This is a genomic window from Clostridium sp. (assembly GCF_017888565.1).
In the GTDB taxonomy this organism is placed as follows: Bacteria; Bacillota; Clostridia; order Clostridiales; family Clostridiaceae; genus Clostridium.
The window spans coordinates 1-19,510 of the sequence record NZ_JAGHFX010000026.1 but is presented as its reverse complement, the minus strand read 5'-3'; the positions used below and the strand labels follow the sequence as shown (position 1 = coordinate 19,510).

At 29.0% G+C, this 19,510-nt stretch carries 22 protein-coding genes, 2 pseudogenes and 1 riboswitch; of the genes and pseudogenes, 1 reads left to right on the top strand and 23 read right to left on the bottom strand.

What is annotated here, in order from left to right:
- Positions 1-209: 209 nt before the first annotated feature.
- The 15 genes and pseudogenes from J7M87_RS04795 to J7M87_RS04725 form a co-directional block, all read right to left on the bottom strand.
- Positions 210-668, bottom strand: coding sequence for an S-ribosylhomocysteine lyase (locus J7M87_RS04795; RefSeq protein ID WP_291649206.1), 459 nt, complete (start codon positions 666-668; stop codon positions 210-212).
- 60 nt (positions 669-728) lie between these two features.
- Positions 729-1,622: a methylenetetrahydrofolate reductase [NAD(P)H] gene (metF, locus tag J7M87_RS04790; RefSeq protein ID WP_291649204.1), complete on the bottom strand. Its 894-nt coding sequence runs from the start codon at positions 1,620-1,622 to the stop codon at positions 729-731.
- Between the two features lie 87 nt (positions 1,623-1,709).
- A riboswitch (SAM riboswitch) is annotated at positions 1,710-1,832 on the bottom strand.
- 158 nt (positions 1,833-1,990) lie between these two features.
- Positions 1,991-2,524, bottom strand: coding sequence for a GNAT family protein (locus J7M87_RS04785; protein ID WP_291649202.1), 534 nt, complete (start codon positions 2,522-2,524; stop codon positions 1,991-1,993).
- A gap of 223 nt (positions 2,525-2,747) precedes the next feature.
- Complete coding sequence (locus tag J7M87_RS04780; protein ID WP_291649200.1) at positions 2,748-3,701, bottom strand: MraY family glycosyltransferase; 954 nt, start codon at positions 3,699-3,701, stop codon at positions 2,748-2,750.
- A 249-nt stretch (positions 3,702-3,950) separates the two neighbouring features.
- Positions 3,951-4,592 (bottom strand): V-type ATP synthase subunit D, encoded by a 642-nt coding sequence (locus J7M87_RS04775; RefSeq protein ID WP_008676926.1) that lies wholly within the window; start codon positions 4,590-4,592, stop codon positions 3,951-3,953.
- 2 nt (positions 4,593-4,594) lie between these two features.
- Positions 4,595-5,977 (bottom strand): V-type ATP synthase subunit B, encoded by a 1,383-nt coding sequence (locus tag J7M87_RS04770; RefSeq protein WP_291649197.1) that lies wholly within the window; start codon positions 5,975-5,977, stop codon positions 4,595-4,597.
- Positions 5,970-7,751 carry a V-type ATP synthase subunit A gene (locus tag J7M87_RS04765; RefSeq protein WP_291649195.1) on the bottom strand — a complete coding sequence of 594 codons (1,782 nt, stop codon included), beginning with the start codon at positions 7,749-7,751 and terminating at the stop codon, positions 5,970-5,972. The genes J7M87_RS04770 and J7M87_RS04765 overlap by 8 nt, the downstream gene beginning before the upstream one ends.
- Before the next feature lie 17 nt (positions 7,752-7,768).
- Positions 7,769-8,080, bottom strand: coding sequence for a V-type ATP synthase subunit F (locus J7M87_RS04760; protein ID WP_291649193.1), 312 nt, complete (start codon positions 8,078-8,080; stop codon positions 7,769-7,771).
- Positions 8,073-9,074: a V-type ATP synthase subunit C gene (locus J7M87_RS04755; protein ID WP_291649191.1), complete on the bottom strand. Its 1,002-nt coding sequence runs from the start codon at positions 9,072-9,074 to the stop codon at positions 8,073-8,075. The genes J7M87_RS04760 and J7M87_RS04755 overlap by 8 nt, the downstream gene beginning before the upstream one ends.
- 12 nt (positions 9,075-9,086) lie before the next feature.
- On the bottom strand, positions 9,087-9,677 hold the full coding sequence (locus J7M87_RS04750) for a V-type ATP synthase subunit E (RefSeq protein ID WP_291649189.1): 591 nt from the start codon (positions 9,675-9,677) through the stop codon (positions 9,087-9,089).
- Between the two features lie 18 nt (positions 9,678-9,695).
- Positions 9,696-10,181, bottom strand: a complete 486-nt coding sequence (locus J7M87_RS04745; RefSeq protein ID WP_291649187.1) for a V-type ATP synthase subunit K — start codon at positions 10,179-10,181, stop codon at positions 9,696-9,698.
- Positions 10,182-10,194: 13 nt separating this feature from the next.
- Positions 10,195-12,150 carry a V-type ATP synthase subunit I gene (locus J7M87_RS04740; RefSeq protein ID WP_291649185.1) on the bottom strand — a complete coding sequence of 652 codons (1,956 nt, stop codon included), beginning with the start codon at positions 12,148-12,150 and terminating at the stop codon, positions 10,195-10,197.
- Complete coding sequence (locus tag J7M87_RS04735) at positions 12,137-12,463, bottom strand: ATPase (RefSeq protein WP_291649183.1); 327 nt, start codon at positions 12,461-12,463, stop codon at positions 12,137-12,139. Before J7M87_RS04735 ends, J7M87_RS04740 begins: the two co-directional genes overlap by 14 nt.
- Before the next feature lie 199 nt (positions 12,464-12,662).
- A pseudogene (locus J7M87_RS04730) lies at positions 12,663-13,796 on the bottom strand (DUF4080 domain-containing protein); the annotation flags it as partial.
- Between the two features lie 285 nt (positions 13,797-14,081).
- Positions 14,082-14,225 (bottom strand): ribbon-helix-helix domain-containing protein, encoded by a 144-nt coding sequence (locus J7M87_RS04725; protein WP_291649181.1) that lies wholly within the window; start codon positions 14,223-14,225, stop codon positions 14,082-14,084.
- Between the two features lie 131 nt (positions 14,226-14,356).
- Between J7M87_RS04725 and J7M87_RS04720 the strand changes: the two genes are divergently transcribed.
- Positions 14,357-14,566 carry a helix-turn-helix transcriptional regulator gene (locus J7M87_RS04720; RefSeq protein ID WP_272470685.1) on the top strand — a complete coding sequence of 70 codons (210 nt, stop codon included), beginning with the start codon at positions 14,357-14,359 and terminating at the stop codon, positions 14,564-14,566.
- Positions 14,567-14,610: 44 nt separating this feature from the next.
- Here the strand turns inward: J7M87_RS04720 and J7M87_RS04715 are convergent, their stop codons facing one another.
- The 8 genes and pseudogenes from J7M87_RS04715 to J7M87_RS04680 form a co-directional block, all read right to left on the bottom strand.
- On the bottom strand, positions 14,611-15,027 hold the full coding sequence (locus tag J7M87_RS04715; protein WP_291649178.1) for a hypothetical protein: 417 nt from the start codon (positions 15,025-15,027) through the stop codon (positions 14,611-14,613).
- A 267-nt stretch (positions 15,028-15,294) separates the two neighbouring features.
- Positions 15,295-15,876 carry a hypothetical protein gene (locus J7M87_RS04710; RefSeq protein ID WP_291649176.1) on the bottom strand — a complete coding sequence of 194 codons (582 nt, stop codon included), beginning with the start codon at positions 15,874-15,876 and terminating at the stop codon, positions 15,295-15,297.
- A complete protein-coding gene (locus tag J7M87_RS04705) occupies positions 15,873-17,177 on the bottom strand; it encodes an FtsK/SpoIIIE domain-containing protein (RefSeq protein WP_291649175.1) in 1,305 nt (434 codons plus the stop codon). The genes J7M87_RS04710 and J7M87_RS04705 overlap by 4 nt, the downstream gene beginning before the upstream one ends.
- 115 nt (positions 17,178-17,292) lie before the next feature.
- Entirely contained in the window at positions 17,293-17,493 is a 201-nt protein-coding gene (locus J7M87_RS04700; protein ID WP_099346668.1) for a helix-turn-helix domain-containing protein, read from the bottom strand.
- Positions 17,494-17,567: 74 nt separating this feature from the next.
- Positions 17,568-18,044 (bottom strand): hypothetical protein, encoded by a 477-nt coding sequence (locus J7M87_RS04695; protein ID WP_099346669.1) that lies wholly within the window; start codon positions 18,042-18,044, stop codon positions 17,568-17,570.
- A 209-nt stretch (positions 18,045-18,253) separates the two neighbouring features.
- Positions 18,254-18,787 carry a GNAT family N-acetyltransferase gene (locus J7M87_RS04690; protein ID WP_291649172.1) on the bottom strand — a complete coding sequence of 178 codons (534 nt, stop codon included), beginning with the start codon at positions 18,785-18,787 and terminating at the stop codon, positions 18,254-18,256.
- 8 nt (positions 18,788-18,795) lie between these two features.
- Positions 18,796-18,936 (bottom strand): hypothetical protein, encoded by a 141-nt coding sequence (locus J7M87_RS04685; RefSeq protein ID WP_291649170.1) that lies wholly within the window; start codon positions 18,934-18,936, stop codon positions 18,796-18,798.
- A 227-nt stretch (positions 18,937-19,163) separates the two neighbouring features.
- Positions 19,164-19,510 (bottom strand): annotated as a pseudogene (locus tag J7M87_RS04680) (hypothetical protein); the annotation flags it as partial.

The following is a 19,510-nucleotide window of genomic DNA, read 5'->3' as shown; positions in this document are numbered from 1 at the left end:
TTTAAAATATATAAAAGATTACTTCTTACAATTTATTTTATTAAGTAAATATAGCTGAAAAAATTTAATTTTCTAAATTGCCTTGTAGTTGTAAAAATCAAAAGAGTTGTATTCTAGAATTTACATCTTAGAATACAACTCACTCTTATATTTTGCAGTATATTTTTATTTATAAATAAATTATTATATATCTTTTATTTATAATCGACTTACTTCTCTCCATATATATTCAATGAAAACCCCTTTTCTAAAGCCTCTTTTGCATACTCTTTTGCTCCGAATAATGATAAATCTCTATAATTTCCACATTGAACTTCATTTGCAGCAGGTATTTCTGTGGCCTTTAAAACTTCATTTAATGATAATTCTAACGCTTCTTTTATTTCAGAAGCTTCTCTATCTCCCCATATACTTAAATAAAATCCAGTTCTGCATCCCATTGGTGATAAATCTATTATTCCTTCTAATCTACTTCTTAATTCATGTGCTAATAGATGTTCTAATCCATGCATAGCAGCTGTTCCAAAAGCTTCTCTATTCGGCTGTAAAAACCTAATATCAAACTTGGTTACATTATCTCCCCTCTTCCCTATTAACAAACAGCACTTTCTTATATATGGTGCCTTAACTATTCTGTGATCTAATTCAAAACTCTCTACTTTTTCCATATTATATCCTCCACATAACGCTCTTATTTATAGTTAATATTATCCTCAATAATATATTAACTAATTTATTAATCTCTCACAATTATTTATAGTATCTAGTATATAAAATATACTTTCACTTATTCTTTTAGCAACATACGAATTATTCATAGTATATAAATGAATTCCATCTACTCCACTTGATATCAAATCTATTATCTGTTCTGTAGCATATGCAATTCCAGCATCTCTTAATGCCTCAGGATTAAATTCATATTTATTCATTATCTTAATAAATTTCTTTGGTAACTTAGCACCACATAATGAAACAATTCTATTTATTTGTTTAGTATTTATGACTGGCATTATTCCCGCTTGTACTGGAATATCTATATTATACTTTTCTTTTTGTTCTAGAAAGCTATAAAAGTACTCATTATCAAAGAATAATTGTGAAATTAAATGCTTAGCACCAGCTTCTTGTTTTTTCTTTAAATTAATTATGTCTTCCTCTAAGTTTTTACTATCTAAATGCCCTTCTGGATAACATGCCCCAACTATATTAAAATCCTCTCTTTGCTTTACATGCCTTATAAGATCACTTGCATGCTCAAATTCATTTATCCCTTTATAATTCACCGGAATATCTCCTCTTAAAGCTAATATATTCTCTATTCCTGATTTTTTTAAGTTGTCTAAAATAGCATTTACTTGATTTTTATTTGAGTTTATACATGTTAAATGAGCTAATGGCTCTATTTTATATTTATTCTTTACTATTGACGAAATCTCACATGTCATATTCTTAGATAAGTTTCCACCTGCCCCATATGTTACACTTATAAAATCTGGTTTTAAACCTTTTAATTCATCTAAGGTATTATAAATAGTATCAATTTTTGATTCTTGTTTTGGTGGAAATATCTCAAATGAAAAAACCACCTCTTTTTTATCAAACAAACTTTTAATATTCATGCTATTGCCCCCTATTTTATTACTTAAATATCATAAAAAAATACCTAAAGGATAACCTTTAGGTATTGATATACAGCCTATGAATTACCCTTATCTAACAGGAATTAGCACCACACAATAAGATTCTATAAATAAAAGTCATTTATAGAATTAACCTATGTAGGTTGCCGGGTTTCTTAGGGCCAGTCCCTCCACCACTCTTGATAAGTTTTTAATCTTCTTTTTTTATATTATAGTTTATTTACTAACATTTGTAAATATATACCTTAAATTAAAAATATTTAACGTAGAAATTTATAAATGCATTACATTATATACTAAATTTTAGAAATAAACTTCTAAATCTATTTTTTTATATTAATTGATTTTTAATCTTCAAATTCATTTTTAAATATTGACATTAATACTTCATCGTGATATTTTCCATTTCTATATAACTCTTTCTTTAATATACCTTCTTCTTTGAATCCAACTTTCTTATAACATGCAATAGCTCTATCATTGAAAGAAAAAACCTTAAGCTTTATCTTATTCATATTTACTTCTTCAAATATAAACTTTATCAGCACTTTTAATGCATCACTTCCATAGCCTTTGCTCCAATAGTCTTTGTCTCCAATCATTATACCTATTACACAAGTTCTATTTTTCACATCACATTCGTTAATACTACATCCACCTATATATCTTCCAGTTTTTAAATCCTCAATTGCAAAATCATAAGTAAAGTCGGAATTTGCTTTTCTACTTTTTACCCATTCTTCTTCTTGCCATTTAGTCATTGGAAATGGAATGTTAGAATCTAATAGTTTTTTCACTTCTTCATCATTTATAAACTCTACTGCTTTTTCTATATCCGCTTCTTTATATGCTCTTAATTTTACTAATTTACCACTATACATAATAGTCCCCCTTGTATTTAATTAATAATCAATAATTAACAATGAATAATAATTACAATAACTTAGATATACTTTTTATTAATCAGAATTACATTTACCTTTCTTAATTTCTGAATCTTCAAACTATTTTACTTAAAATAAATTCAGCCTTATAGCTGAATTTTAAATTTAATATTCTTCTTGTATTTAAATACTCCTAGAATTTTTATCTTAATGTGATTTATCAATTTTTAACTAAAAGTAAAATTATAGAAATTATACTAAAAGCTAAACTAACCATATTTATGTACGTTACAACTTGCTTTGGAGTAAACCCCTTAGCTTCTAATCTATAATGTATTTGACTTCTATCTGCTTGATATACTGGTTTTCCATCGACGAATCTTTTTATTATAACAAAGAGATTATCAAATATAGGAATTGCTAAAGCTAAAATTGGAATAAATAAACTCATTAAAGTTGCTTGCTTAAAAGCCCCATCTAAAGCTATTATACTTAATATGAATCCTAAAAAATTTGCTCCTGAATCTCCCATAAAAATCTTTGCTGGATATTTATTATACATTAAAAACCCTAAAGTTACTCCTGCCACTATTAGTGACATACTTATTGATTCATGTTGCCCTAGAATAATTGCAGCTGCTGCAAATGTTATTGATGAAATTAATGATAATCCACCAGCAAGTCCATCCATACCATCTGACCAATTTATAACTGTTGTTACTCCAAATATCCATGTAATTGTTAGTATGAATTGTATAATTCCTGATAATTGTATAAAGACTCCTGTAAATGGATTTGTAAAACCTCTGAAAACTATTCCAGATTTAAATATAATAAATGCAGCTAATATTTGAATTATTAATCTTGGATATATTGGAAACTCTTTTCCTCTAGTTTTAAAACTATCATCTATTAATCCTATTAATAATATTAGCGCTGATCCTAGTAATATCCATGATTTTTCCTTAACTGTAGTATAATTATTAACTGTAAAATATACTATAAAAAATCCTATAAACATAGCCAATCCACCACAAAGTGGAGTTTCACCTTTATGTTTTTTTCTTTTTGTCGGTTTATCTGTAAAGCTATATTTAAAAGATAATTTAATCAAAATTGGCGTTATTAAATATACTATTAAAAATGCTAATATAAAAGATAATATATATCGCATAATTTCTCCTTAACTTCTCAATTGTTTATATTCTCTAATTAATTATGTCAATTAAATTTATTATCTTATTATACTATTTATAATCATTATTATCAATGACAAAACTATGACGATTTCTATCACGTCTTTTTAAAATAGAAAATATAAATTTGAAATGATAAAGCACTGTCTATTTTATCATTTTAATTTAAGGTCTAGCCTTTCTTTTATAATTTTCTAAAAATTAAGAAGTCCCCCATTGGGGACTTCTTAATTTCTCGCTTGTATCATATCTTTAACTTTCATTAATCTAGTTAAAGCTCCTCTTTCATTTTCATCAAGCTTCATTCTTATATACTTGATAGTTTCTTGCAATGAAGGAATTGTCATATATTCAAGAGCATTAACTCTTCTTCTAGTCTTTTCTATTTCATCTGCCATTAGTTGAGTTGACTTTTCAACTTCTGCAAGCTCTAATAGCTTTGGTAAGATTCCATAAAGCTTAGCAATTGAATCATCTAATTCAGATGATGTGCTTGCAAAACCATAAGGGAATATACTTCCTTCATCTCCTTCAAGCTGCCTATGGAAATTCATCTCTGGAACATTTACACTCATTATATTTTTAGTTCCTACTTCAACAGATATGCTTTCTTTTGGATAAGCTACTGCTTCCTCTAGAAATTCTGAGCTCATAACAGCTCTAGCCATAACAAAGTCCTTAAGAGACCCTTGAAGCTCCGCTTCTACAGATTTTCTTAATTCATTATTATATTTGACAAGATTAACGAATTGCCTCATAAGCTCATCTTGCTTATCCTTTAAAAGTTTATGTCCTCTTGTAGCTGTAGCTAATCTCTTTTTTAGCTTAGACATCTCCATTCTAGTAGGATTGACATTCAATCTTGCCATGGCTATTCTTCATCTCCCTTTGGCATATACTTTTCAAGATACTCATCTCTTATTCTCTTAAGCTCTGTTCTTGGAAGTATCTTTAAAAGCTTCCATCCTAATTGTAAAGTTTCTTCTATAGTTCTGTTTGCTGTAAAACCTTGAGATACGTATTGCTCTTCAAAAGCTTCTGCAAACTTAGCATATTGTTTATCTGTATCTGATAATGCTGATTCTCCTAAAATCGCTGATAACTCTTTAGCTTGCTTACCTTGTGCATAAGCTGAGAATAATTGATTCATTGTATCAGCATGATCTTCTCTAGTCTTATTTTTACCAATACCCTTATCTTTAAGTCTTGAAAGTGATGGTAATACATCTATTGGAGGAATAATACCTTTCTTATATAACTCTCTTGAAAGAATTATTTGTCCCTCTGTTATATATCCAGTTAAGTCTGGAATTGGATGTGTCTTATCTTCTTCAGGCATTGTTAGAATAGGAATTTGAGTTATAGAACCCTCTCTTCCTCTAAGTCTACCTGCTCTTTCATATAAAGTTGAAAGGTCAGTATATAGATATCCTGGATATCCCCTTCTACCTGGAACTTCTTTTCTAGCAGCTGAAACTTCTCTTAGTGCTTCTGCATAGTTTGTTATATCAGTCATTATAACAAGTACGTGCATTCCTTTTTCATAAGCTAAGAATTCTGCTGTAGTAAGAGCCATTCTTGGAGTTGCTATTCTTTCAATAGCTGGATCAGACGCAAGATTCATAAATAATACTGAATTATCTATAGCACCTGTTTTATTAAATTCATCAACGAAGAATTGTGATTCTTCAAATGTAATACCTATTGCAGCAAATACAACAGCAAAGTTAGCATCTGAGTTTAAAACTTTCGCTTGTCTTGCTATTTGTGCAGCTAATTGTGCATGAGGAAGTCCTGATGCTGAGAAAACAGGTAGCTTTTGTCCTCTTACTAATGTATTAAGTCCATCAATAGCTGAAATACCAGTTTGAATAAATTCTGATGGATAATCTCTCGATACTGGATTAATAGCCTCACCATTTATATCTGATCTTTTTTCTGGAATTATATTAGGGCCATTATCAATTGGGTGTCCCATACCATCGAATATTCTTCCTAGCATATCCTCAGAAATACCAAGTTCAAGTGGTCTTCCTAAGAATCTAGCTTTTGTTTCTTTTAAATTTATTCCTGATGAACCTTCAAAAAGCTGAACCATTGCTCTTGTTCCATTTATCTCAAGAACTCTACCTCTTCTTTTTTCACCAGTTTGAAGTTCTACTTCAACTAATTCATCGTATTTAACACCTTCAACGCCTTCAACTACCATCAAAGGTCCTACAACTTCTGTAACTGTTTTATATTCCTTAAGCATTTAGAACCCCTCCCTTTTCGTTGATTAATGCATCTATAGAAGATTTTAATTCTACTTCAATTTCATCTATCTTATTTATATTATCTTCATGAATATATTTACTTCTTGCAATTTTATCTCTTATTTCACTTAAGCCTAAAATTTCATTTAAGTAAACTCCTGCTTTTAATGCTCTTTCCGCTTCTTTTCTAAATAGAAGTATTAGCTTTAACATTTTATATTGCTTATCTAATGAAGCATATGTATCAACTTCATGGAATGCATTTTGTTGAAGGTAATCTTCTCTTATTGATTTTGAAACTTCAAGTTTTAATCTATCTATCTCTGATAAAGCATCTATCCCAACAAGGCTTACTATTTCTTGAAGTCCTGACTCTTCTTGAAGTAAAGTCATTGCTTCTTGTCTTAAAGTTGCCCAATCTGCTGCAACTTCATTATTCATCCACTCATCTATAGTATCTGCATATAATGAATATGAATTCAACCAGTTAATTGATGGGAAATGTCTCTTATATGCAAGTTGAGCATCTAGTCCCCAGAAAACTTTAACTATTCTTAGCGTAGATTGTGTAACAGGCTCTGAAAGGTCTCCTCCTGGAGGTGAAACTGCTCCTATTGCTGTTACAGCTCCTTCTCTACCATCGTTACCTAAACAAATAACCTTACCTGCTCTTTCATAGTAATCTGCAAGTCTTGATCCAAGGTATGCTGGATAACCTTCATCTCCTGGCATTTCTTCAAGTCTACCAGACATTTCTCTTAAAGCTTCTGCCCATCTTGAAGTTGAGTCTGCCATTATTGAAACAGAATATCCCATATCTCTGAAGTATTCTGCAATTGTTATTCCTGTATATATACAAGCTTCTCTAGCTGCAACTGGCATGTTTGATGTATTGGCTATAAGAACTGTTCTCTTCATTAAGCTTTCACCAGTCTTAGGATCTTTAAGTTCTGGGAATTCATTAAGAACATCTGTCATTTCGTTTCCACGTTCACCACAACCAACATATACAACTATTTCAGTATCTCCCCATTTAGCCACTTGGTGTTGAACAACTGTTTTACCTGCTCCGAACGGACCTGGAACTGCTGCTGCTCCACCCTTAGCAACTGGGAAGAATGTATCTATAACTCTTTGACCTGTAGTCATTGGGGCATCTGGTTTTAACTTTCTTGCATATGGTCTACCTTTTCTTGCTGGCCATTTTTGCATTAATGTTAATTCCTTATCACCTTTTTCAGTTTCTACTATACATACAGTATCAACTATTGTGAATTCTCCACCTTTAATTTCTTTTATTATACCCTTTACTCCATAAGGAACCATTATCTTATGAAGTACTACAGTAGTTTCCTGAACTGTTCCTATTATATCTCCAGCTTCAACTACGTCTCCTACTTTTGCTGTAGGCTCAAACTTCCAAAGTCTTTCTCTATTTAATGACTTAACTGCTACACCCTTTGTTAAAAATGGTGAATTTGCAGCTTTAGCAAATGCATCAAGTGGTCTTTGGATACCATCAAACATTGATTCTATAAGTCCTGGTCCTAATTCTATACTTAATGGTTCACCAGTTGTAACAACTGGATCCCCAGGTCCTATTCCTGTAGTTTCTTCATAAACTTGGATAGATGCCTTATCACTTCTCATCTCTATGATTTCTCCGATAAGACCTTTTTCTCCAACCTTAACCATGTCGAATATATTTGCATTTTCCATTCCCTCAGCAACAACTAAAGGACCTGCAACCTTAATTATCTTTCCGGTCTTCAAATCACTAACCTACCTTCCTATAAAATATTAACGCCAACAGCTTTTTCCACACTATCACTAATTCTCTTTAGTCCAATATTTAATGAACCTTGATTACTTGGAATTAATATTACAGCTGGAAGTACTTGTTCATTGTAACGTGCTATAGTTTCTTCAATATGTTGTGCTATTTGCTCTGTTACAAAAATTACTGCGTAGTCATTTCTTGCACAGTTATCAACTGCTTTTCTTGCTTCATCAGCTTCAACTACTGGGAATACATCTATTCCTAAAGCCTTGAAAGCTAAAACCGAATCCTTATCGCCAACAACACCTATTTTCTTATGCATATATATCACGCAACCTTTCTCTTATTACTTCCTCAGCAATATTATTAAGCTTGCCAACCATTATAATTCTTATTACTTTTATTTCTGTTTCTTTCGCATAAATATAAGATAATATTTTTTCTGGTCCAAATGTAACTAACTTAGAATTTTTCATTAAATCCATGATATAATTATCACTTAATTTTTCTAAAAGACTTGCAGACTCTGTAGCTATATAACCTTCAAATCCTTCTTTTATTAAATCAGAATAAATCGTACTTTGTAATTTAGCCATTATGTTTTCTGGGGATTCATTTAGTAAAGCTATAAGCTTGCTACTATCTATTTCTCCACCATTAACTATAACTTCCCCAGCGAAATCTCTTCCTTTATTTTGCTTCTTTATTCTAAGTAAAGTTCTTATGTTAGTAGAATCTATCATAGCTTTAACTAGATTATCTATGAATTTATAATTCAATGACTTCTTTATATCTACTAACTCTTTATACATATATTTATCTATTATTATGTCTATCTTTTGAGGATCTTTAGTTTCCTCAAAAGATTTCATTGCTTCTTGAACTCCTTTTCCAAGGTTTCCGTTTAAGCTTTTAAAATTATCTCCATCTATTTTACGTTTAATTTCTTGTAAATCTAGACTACCTAATTGTATAAGCATAGAAGATAAATCCTTACCTAATACTTTTCCTTTTAGAAGTACCTTTATATTATGATAGTCATATTTTAAACTCATTAACTTCACAACATCTTTTACAGGGCTTATTTCATATACTAGTTCATACACCCTTTTTAATTCTGCTGTTAATATTTCCTCATAATCTTCTGGTCTCTTTACATTAGCTGAAACATTTGAATACTCTGTTTCATTTAATATTCTTAGTACTTCATTTGCTGATGGAGCTTCTATCATTCTATCAATTTTAGGCTTATCAAGAAGTCTAGTTTCCAAAACCCATATTCTTGATACAGCTTGGGTAAATTTCATTACATCCATCTCTTACCCTCCTTAATTAAACAACACTCTTGCTACTTCAAACTCCAATTCATCTTTTAATGAACTTACTAAAGCTTCATACGTGTTATTGATTTCTATACCATTACTTTCAAGAATAAATCCACCTTTAAAGTTTCCAGTATTAGGACTTAGCTTAATGTTCCCTTTATCTCCTAATGATTGATTTAAATCATAAATAAAAGTAAGATCTACTACTTCCATTCCTTCTTTATTTAAAATTAATGTTTGCTCTCCTATTTCACCTAGAGAAAGTATTGAATTTTTTATAAATCTTAAAAAATCATCTCCAGATATAGTTGCTAACATATCTATACTTTTTTCAAATACTTCTTTTATAACTTCTTGCTTTGCAGATAACTTATTGTTTCTAACCTTAAGTGAAGCAGAAGATAGAATTCTTTCTTTCTTAGTTTTAGCTTCAAGCTCAGCCTTTTTTATAATTTCCTTTTCAAGTTCTTTGGCTTTAGCTATTTTCTTCGAAAGAATATTTTTTTTCTCTTCTTCAGCAGAAGCTAAAATACTTTCCTTTCTCTCTTCAGCATCCCTAAGGATCTTAGAAGTCAGATTATTTACACTTGCCATAGCCTTTTCTCTCCAATCCTAGAATCCCATATTTACTAACATGAATGAAATAACGAATCCTAATAATGCGTATGTTTCAACCATCGCTGCTAATATTATACCTTTTGTATTATGTTCTGGGTTTTTAGCTAATATTTGAATACCTGCTGCTGCAACTTTACCTTGAGCTATACCTGACCAAAGACCAGCAAATGCTATTGGTAAACAAGCGCCTAATAAATATAAACCTTGATCTAATGGCATTCCTGAGCTCATCTTTGTAAATACTAAGAATCCTATAACGAAACCATATAAACCTTGTGTACCTGGTAATAATTGAAGAACTAACGCTTTACCAAACTTTTCTGGTTCTTCTGTAACTAATCCTGTTGCTGCTTCACCAACTATACCAACACCTTTAGCTGAACCAATACCAGCTAAACCAACTGCTAAAGCTACTCCCATAGCAGCAAATATTAATCCACCGTTATTTTCCATAAAAAATTGAATCCATGACATTTCCATTTTATAATTCCTCCTAATTTCTTTTGATCTTTATATACTTTTCTGAAACCTTAAATGCTTTAAAAGGTCTTCCTCCACCTTCATAGAACTTTCCAAAATACTCAACATATTGAAGTCTTGCTGTATGAACATAAGCTCCAAGTAATGATAATCCTAAATTGAATATATGAAATAAAACAAATAATATAGGTCCTAATAGTATTGCTGCTATACCTGGTAAAGTATGAATTAATAGATTTAAAGCACCTGCAATTGAACCACCAGCTAATCCTAAAGCCATAAGTCTTGTATAAGAAACTAAATCTCCTACATATCCTGTTATGCCGTATAAAGAATATAACCCTTGCCCTATCTTGGCTCCTGTAGATTTTTCTTCTCTTCCTCCACCTATAACTATTAATATAGCACCAATAATTGCTGTACCAATGAATATATTTCCTAATATATTTGGTAATTTTAAAAACTTAGTTGCTGCAATTCCACCTATAGATAATAATGTTATTATCCATGATCCCGGATCTAATAATGCATCTTTTGCTTTTCCTATTCTAATCAAACTATAAACCTTTATAAATAATCCAAAGAATATTTGAATAACACCTAAAGCTAAAGATAAAATTACTATAGTCATAACATCTTTATTTGTATCTATTATTTGAGTTGGTAATTTTATAACATCTCCAAAGAATGATCCATAAATTGCTCCAAAAAATATTGTTGGAAAACTTAAGTATAAAAAGAATTTTGCAAAATCTTTTTTACCTTCATCTAGTTTTAAGAACTTAAGAGCTAAAGCTGCTCCTATTAAAACTAATAGTCCATATCCTACGTCTGCTACCATCATTCCAAAGAATATTAAGTAGAATGGTGCAAGTAGAGGCGTTGGATCTATTTGATTATATTTAGGATAGCTATACATTCCAGTTACACTTTCAAAAGCCGAAACAAGTTCACCATTTTTAAGTTTAATTGGAACATCATCTATTTCGTCTTCTTTAACATCCTCAAATTCTATATAGTAATCATCTTTAAGAATATTGCTACATATTGATTTTAGCTCGTCACTATCTTCTTGTGCTATCCATCCTTGAATTGCACATATATTTTTTGTTTTTAAGAAATTTGTTGAAACTTTAACACGCTGAACCTTACTTACAAAATAATCATAAGCTAATTCTAACTTCTTTAAATCTTCTTCAAAGCTTGCAATTTCTTCTTGAATAAAGAATTTCTTTGATTGAAGCTCCTCTATCTGATGCTTAAATTCGAAAATAAGCTTCATCGGAACATCCTTATGTTCAGTTTTAAAGGCGCTAAATCCAACTCCCCTTAGAACTTCTGATATATTTTCACTATCTTCCTTATTAGATAAAATTAAAAGATTAATATCATTGCTACTTCTTGATATTATTTCAACATATGCATTTGATAACTCTTCTAATAAAGTATCTTCATAAGATTTTGCTATAGTCCCTAAGAAATATGATGTATTTTTCAAATCTTTTATTTCAGTAAAAGCTACATCCAAATCTTGCCAAGGAGTTAAAGTATCTATTTCAGCCTGTAACTTTGTTATATTTGAATCTAAATTAGCAAGCTCCGCCTCTTTTTCTTTTGCTTTATTATAGCTTGCTTCCCAATTAGAGGCTTTAACTTTTTCATCTAGTTCATCTAAAGTTAATGTTAGCTTTTCTTCTTGTAATGACTTTAATCCTGATTTTTTAGGAACATATTTTTTAAGAAATTCTAGGGCAAATTTAGCTTTTGATAAATTTTCTTCATACTTTGAATACTCTAAATCTACTTCGTCTTTAGCTAAGCTTCTTAATTCTTCATATTTTTCAAGGAAGTCCTCATCTTGCAAATTAATAAACTCTACATTAGATAATCCTTGTATTTCTCTTAAAAGCTTTTGCTTTCTAGATTCAAAGGTAAGCAAAGTGAATTTGTTCATCTTAACTATTGCCATGAATCTTCACTATCCTCTCAACGATTAAATTAATAGCATTATTCTTTTTATCATCAGAAATATTTTTAATGCTTACTACTTCTTTTCCACCTTTTTCTAATATGGGCGCTGCTTCTGAATTTCCTTCTTCTTCTGCCTTAGCAATTATTTGTGTTTTCTTTAAATTAGCTTCGTTTAGTACTTTATTGTACTCTTCTTCAGCTTGAATGCTAGCATTTTTCACTATTTCCTTAGAAGTTATCGTAGCTTCCTGAATAAGCTCTTCAGCTTTATCTTCAGCCTTTTTAATTTCATTTATTGCTTCTAATGCCAAAATCTCACCACCTTTATTATTTAAAATAATAATATAGTAATTAATACTTTACATAGTATTAATTACTTTTTTCTATTTTCCATTATACACTATTTGACGTTTTTTTCAACTTCTTTATTTTTGATTTAGAGAAACAACCATAAGCTTTTAATTATTGTAAATGTTTTCCTTTTTTATTTATTATAGATTTTATATTTTCTTAAATTTCTGTTATTTTATTTGTTATATGTATTACATCACCTCCATAACCAAATAAATAGTAGTCCTTTTCTTTAACTATAGTAGAATCCTCTATAAACTTATTAATGTTTATATCGAATATTTCTAGATAATAATCCTTAAAGGAGTATATACCTTTAAATTGATCTTTTATTTTTATCTCTTCATCTTTATCTAGATTCCTTTGTATAAAATCTGGCATACCTCTTTTTTTATTAAATCTAAGATAATCATACTTTAATATTTCTCTTAATATAAAATTATCTCCTTTTAATATTTCCATATTAAAATCTAAAAATACTTTATAATACTCACTATTTCCTATATTTCTATTAAAATATCCCTTAGAATCAAAATAAGTACCTAAAGTATAGTAAAAATCAAAAGGTGTCTCAAACTTGTTTACTAAATATTTTATTATGTTATTAAACTTTTGAGAGTTATAATATTTATCGACCATTTCTTCTACTTTCTTAAGCTTTATTAATTCATCATAACTTATATCCTTGGTCCTTAAAATTTCATATGGCGGATATGGAGAATATTTCATTCCATATTCTTCAGATTCTTCTCTCATTGACGATCCTCTTAAAAGTTTTAAAAATCCTAATTGAATTTCTTCAGGTCTTATACTATAGACATCATTAAATGAATTTTTAAATGAATTATAATCCTCTCCAGGAAGACCTGCTATTAAATCAAGATGTTGTTTTATATTTCTAATTTGAAGAAGCTCTTCTACCTTTTCCTTTATGTCGCTAAAATTTACAAATCTATTTATTCTACTTAATACATCATCATTTGTAGTTTGCACTCCAACTTCAAATTGGAATCTATCCTTTGGTGCTTTTCTTAATAATTCAAGCTCAGATTTTTTTAATATATCTGCTGATATTTCAAAATGAAATTGTGTTTTTGTATCTTGATCAATAAGAAACTCCCAAATAGCCATAGTAAATTTATGATTGCAGTTAAAAGTTCTGTCTACAAACTTTACAAGTCTAACTTCCTTATCTATAAAATATTTCAACTCTTGTTTTACTCTATCTATATCTAAGAATCTAACTCCGTGAGTAGTTGATGATAAGCAGTACTTACAATTAAAAGGACATCCATGTGATACAATAATGATATTAAGAAGATGATACTATTTACTAGTATCATCTGCAATATTTATTATTTTTATCATCACCTTTTCCAAAATTTCTTTCAATTCTTCACCCGTTAATCCTTTTGAAATATCAATTATTTTCTCTTTCATGAACTCCCCCCACTATTCAACATAAAAAATTAATATATTAATCATACCAAACATACGTTCTTTATAAAAGATGTTTAAATAAATTTTATACATTAATTATATATCTAAAATAGTTCGAGTACCTCGAAGATTAAGACATTATTTTCTTTTTTTCAACAAATCATCTATAGCCTCATCTAGTAATTTCGACATTGGAACTTTTGTTTCTTCTGATAACTTTTTTAACTTCTCATACAATTCCTTATCTATGCTATTACTTATTCTTACCCTATGTACTAACATTTCCCCACCTCAAAATAACATTTTAATAAAATTATATTTAAAACAATTGGTGCATACAAGAAACATAAGGTTATGTCACTTTACATAACTTCCCTCTTTAAATTTAGATTATAAGGCTATATAATGTATTTGTGGAAAATCTAAGCTACAAACTAAAGATAAAGGAAAATAGAATTCGTAAAGGATTATCTCAAAATGAATTAGCTAAACGTATTGGAATTAGCTCTAACTACCTAAGCGAATTAGAACATAATAAATTTGATATAAGATTTGGATTACTTCTAAAAATAGCCAAGGAGTTGAATGTTGAAATAGATGAATTATATGAAAAAATAGAGTAGAAATTTAATCCTACTCTGAATAATAAAATAAAATTAAGTTAATACTATTTGTATAGCATTTTTAAAATCGTGCTCGTGTGATTATATGTTAAATTCGGCATCTTTAACATACTATAAATCGCATGAGCATTATTTTTATATTTTTTCTTATCTTTTAATTGCTCTCTTAAATAATTTTCTATTCCTATAATTTGCCCTCTAGATATTTCTTTGTGCTGCAATTTATATTTGAATAGATTTCTTACTTTTTTATATTCCTCTTCTACTTCTGGTTCTCTTGTATAGTCTATAATTATATCTTCTAGTTTCTTCTTATATAATGTAGGATTCATGTGTCCGCATCTTATAACCTCTTCTGCTTCAAATGCTTTTTTAGGTGCAACTTTAATTTTATTTACAATATAAAAGGTAAATACCTTTATAGCTGCTACCCCTAAAATTATTAATAGTAGTATCTCCATTTTCTTTCTTCCTTTCTAATGTTATTTCATACCCTAAAGTACGCTCCTCCTTTCTAATTGTTCTGTATAAACTTTTTCTTGTGTTTTGTATAAATATCTTCTAATATAATAGGGTATGTACTGTAGATTAACTTGTAGAATATAGTGTAGAATCTACATCTTAATCCTCGTTTAAGTAATCTACGTTTTATGCCTTATAATTCTCATAATTAAAGGATTCTTTCTATCCAATAAAATAAGAAATGTGGAGCATAGCGAGTAAAGTAATTATTGTAATAAAAGTTGCTCCAGTTTAGAGTAAGACAAGTCAGTATAAATAACTTCAAAATTACTAGAATTATACCTAATACCTTTACTTGGTCTTGATATTACTATCATTGGAAATGTTCCAAAAAACTCCTTATAATTTACTCTTTCTGAATATAACTTTTCATAAAGAGTATTCATTTTTATATTATCTGTATAATGTGTATAATCTACTTCTAATAAAGTAATATATTTATAATCTTCATATCTAAATAATACATAAGCATCTGGTCTTATTAATCCATCTAGATATATTGGTTCTATTTTAACATCTATTAGTTTGCAACCTAATCTTTTTAGTTCTTTAAGATAATCATAAATATATAGTCTATGATCATTTACTTTTTTCTCCTGGTAATATACTTTCTCCTTCTTAGCTTTACTTATATAACTTTTTAATACTCCCATATCTTCTAATTGAACCATTCTCCTACTGGCTCCTTTGTAATTACCTTTAAAGAATAATTCTGTGGCTTGTCTTAATGTTATAGCTTTATATCCTTCTATCCATTTAAGTACTTCTTTATCTCTATCAGTAATCAATCCTCAATCATTCCTTTCCTTATCTTCTTTTTAATAACTTTAGTTGTTGCTATTTCATTTTCATCTGCCTTATTTTCTGTTTTAGGAATATATAAAGGTAATTCTCTAACAACTCCATTACTGCAATCTATCGGCTTTTTATTTAATAAATTAACTTCATTCTTAATCCCTGGGATAATTATTTCTGGTACATACTCATGTAAGATTTTAAAATCTTCATCTATCCAAGGCGTTTTAATAACCTCCATGGCTTTACTAGTTCCATAACACAAACATTCTCTATCTTCTAGTTGGGTTGCATCATCACATTCAATTATATTTCTGCTATCTATAGAGCTTATTTGTCTAAATGTAATTCTACACAATTGGCTTTTTACATCACTAGGAAGATTTGTTGTGGTACTTCTTTGAGTAAGACTTAATAAATGTATTCCACTACTCCTGCCGGCTTTTGCAATAGTTAAAATTGCACTCCAACATTTATTCTTAAGTTCTTTATCTTCTTCTGTATCAGCTTCTTGTGGCATAAAGAAAGATACTTCCTCAGTAATAGCATAAATTCTTTTCATTTTACTTTTATAGTGCTTATTGTAGTGGTTTAAATTCTTTACACCTAATTTCGTAAATTTTCTAGATCTTTCATCTACTAACTTTGCTAACTTATTTAAATCATAAGCTACTTCTTTAAGATTTTTTCCTACAAATTTAACCGGATTACATTTCTCAAATAATCCTATTTCGCCTTTCATTATTTGCAACAAATGAATTTCTATAGAATTACTAGAGTTATATATTAGATTAGTTAGTATGCTGCTTAATAAAAAGCTTTTTCCAGTTCCAGTTGCTCCACCAATAAGAATGTGACAAGCTTTGGTAATATCTATGAAGTAATCTTCTCCATCAAAAGTTTTCCCTATATATAATTGGTTAGGATATGCTTTTACTGGTTTAAATATAAACTTTCCTATATCTTTGTTTATTACTTTCACTTTAACTAGGCTACTAAACCTAATCTTTTCTATAGTAACTATTCCCTTAAACTTATTTTCTATCGTTTCCTTATTAACCTCTATATCTTTTGGACTTAAACCAGTTGGCATATGAATATCTAATATATATCCATTATCTATAAATTTAACATTCATTACTTGTGGCATAAAATTAGATTTTTTACTGTGTAAATTTAATTCTCCCATAAGTTCTTCCCACTTTTTAATTACTTTCCTTTTCTTTCTATAGTTAATAGTAAATCTATAATATATACTTGTTGCTGCTAATCCTCCAACTATTGCTAGTTCCATAAATACCTCCTAAAACTTACTTAATATATATCTATGTAATTAATTTTAAAAAAGTACCAATTATTTTTAAAAACTTATAAATAATTGGTGCTTTTAAACAAAAAAAATATGATATCTATTCCAGATACCATATTTCAGTTACTTCCTTATTTAATTTTTTAGCTATTTCATAAGCTAGTGTTAAATTGGGATAAGATATACTTTTCTCCCAATTAGTATACGTTTGTATAGGAACATTTAATTTTCTAGCAAACTCTGTTTTATTATCTATCATAAACTCTCTTAATCTTATTTCTTGCAATCTACATTTAAGCATTTAAATCTCCTCCTATATAAATATATTATACATTTATATGGAATAAATTTACATATATATTCAACTTTATATATTTATTTTTCTATTACAGTTGCAGATATTTTTATAAGACCACTATCGTTTTCCCCATCTACAACGCCATATACTTTTACTTTATCTCCATCTTTCAAACCTTCTACACTCAACACATTTGATATATGATATATTCCATATCCTTCACCCTCTTCTTGTGTTAACGTGAAAGAAGGAAATATATCCATAACACGATCGTAATCTACAACACTTATTGTTCCTTCTGCAAAAACTTTTAAGTTTTTATTTTTATCAGTATTACCATTTAATTCAACAAAATCTGCTTTTACAGCTTCTTTTTTAAGTTGTTCATTTAAATCTTCTTGGCTTACTTTTTGTTCTTTTTCATCTTTCTTTTGTTCTTCAACTTTCATGTCAGGTTTACTTTCTTTGTTATTTTCTACACTTTTATTTGAAGCACATCCTGATAATGATACAACTATAATTCCTGATATAATAGCAACTAATAATCTTTTCATAATATATCTCCTCTCATATTATCTCTTATATTTCACTTTTATTATATAATAACTGGAAAAAATGTCAACATTTAAACTGAGGCGATTATATGAAAAAGGATTTTATTAAGATAGATTTAAGTATAAGTTTAATGTTTATATGTGTACTTAGTTCCTTAATAATTGGATTAATACTAAAATAAAGCACCTAGATTAAATTCTAGGCGCTTTTAAAGGCTTATGTATAATAATGTGCAGCCACAATCTTTTTGAGAGGAATCTTCTAAATAATTAGTTCCCTTAGGAAACTCTTTAAACTTTACTCCAGCTTTATTTTTTGTTTTATAGAATCTAACTGCACATGGTAAAGAAAATAAATATATAAACTTTACTCCTATCATTTTTCTTATGTTGTTATTAACTAAATCTACAATTGTTCCTAGTATAGCGGACCCAATATTATTACCTTCAAATTTTTTATCTACTGCTAGTCTGGCTATTTCAACCGCTGGAAATACTGTATACTTTTTATATGTGCTCTCATCATTAATTACCTGTATGGAATTCGCTTTAAGAGTATAGTATCCACAAATTTCATCTGCTTCATTTATTACTAAATATGTGTTTCCTTCTCCGTCTTCATCATATTGTAAAGCTTCACCTTTTAAAAACTCTTCCATTTCCAACTCTTGACACTCGAAATCACTTATTTTTCTAAGTTGTTTATCTGATATTTCGGTTATTCTTTCTAATGTAAAATTCATTTACCCCTCTATTTCCTACTTATTAAACTTCCTATTCTTTTGCATTGTTCTAAAACTTTATCATCAATAGACGTTTTCTTTAAATCTTCAAGCAATGCCTTAGCAGCAGCCCCTTTTATAGGTTTTACAACCCCCATTGACACTCCCATTTTCCACTCCTCCTCAACCTTATAAACACAATACTTTTTACCAATTCCTCTCATATACCTTTTTAACAATTATATCACCTCTACTTTTATCATTCAACGACTTTTATCAATATTTATATTTATTTGTATTTTTTACCTTATATTAATAAAATATGCAATTTCTATATTTTTTTAATAAAATAAAAAAGGCTAGTAAGTAAGATTTCTCCTACCTACTAGCCTTGAAATTATCTATTCATAGTTGCATTTTTTCTTATATATGCTCTAGCTCCATCTATATCTAAAGCATAATACCCGCTCATTTCAAATCTTGCAGTTATTAATTCATCTTTATAGAATGGTTTAATTTCTTTTTCCCAAACCCTACAAGGATACTCTATAACTTTTAATCTAAATCTCTGATATCTTTCATCTGTTGGCCCTAATAACTCAACGTTTGCTTTCTCTACCCAACATCTTTTACCACCTAACTCAATAGCATAAGCCCATTGGTTTTCTGCATCTGCTGTTAGTAAGTCACCCTTATTGAATATCTTAACTTCTCCATCATAACTCATAGCATCAGATTTCATTT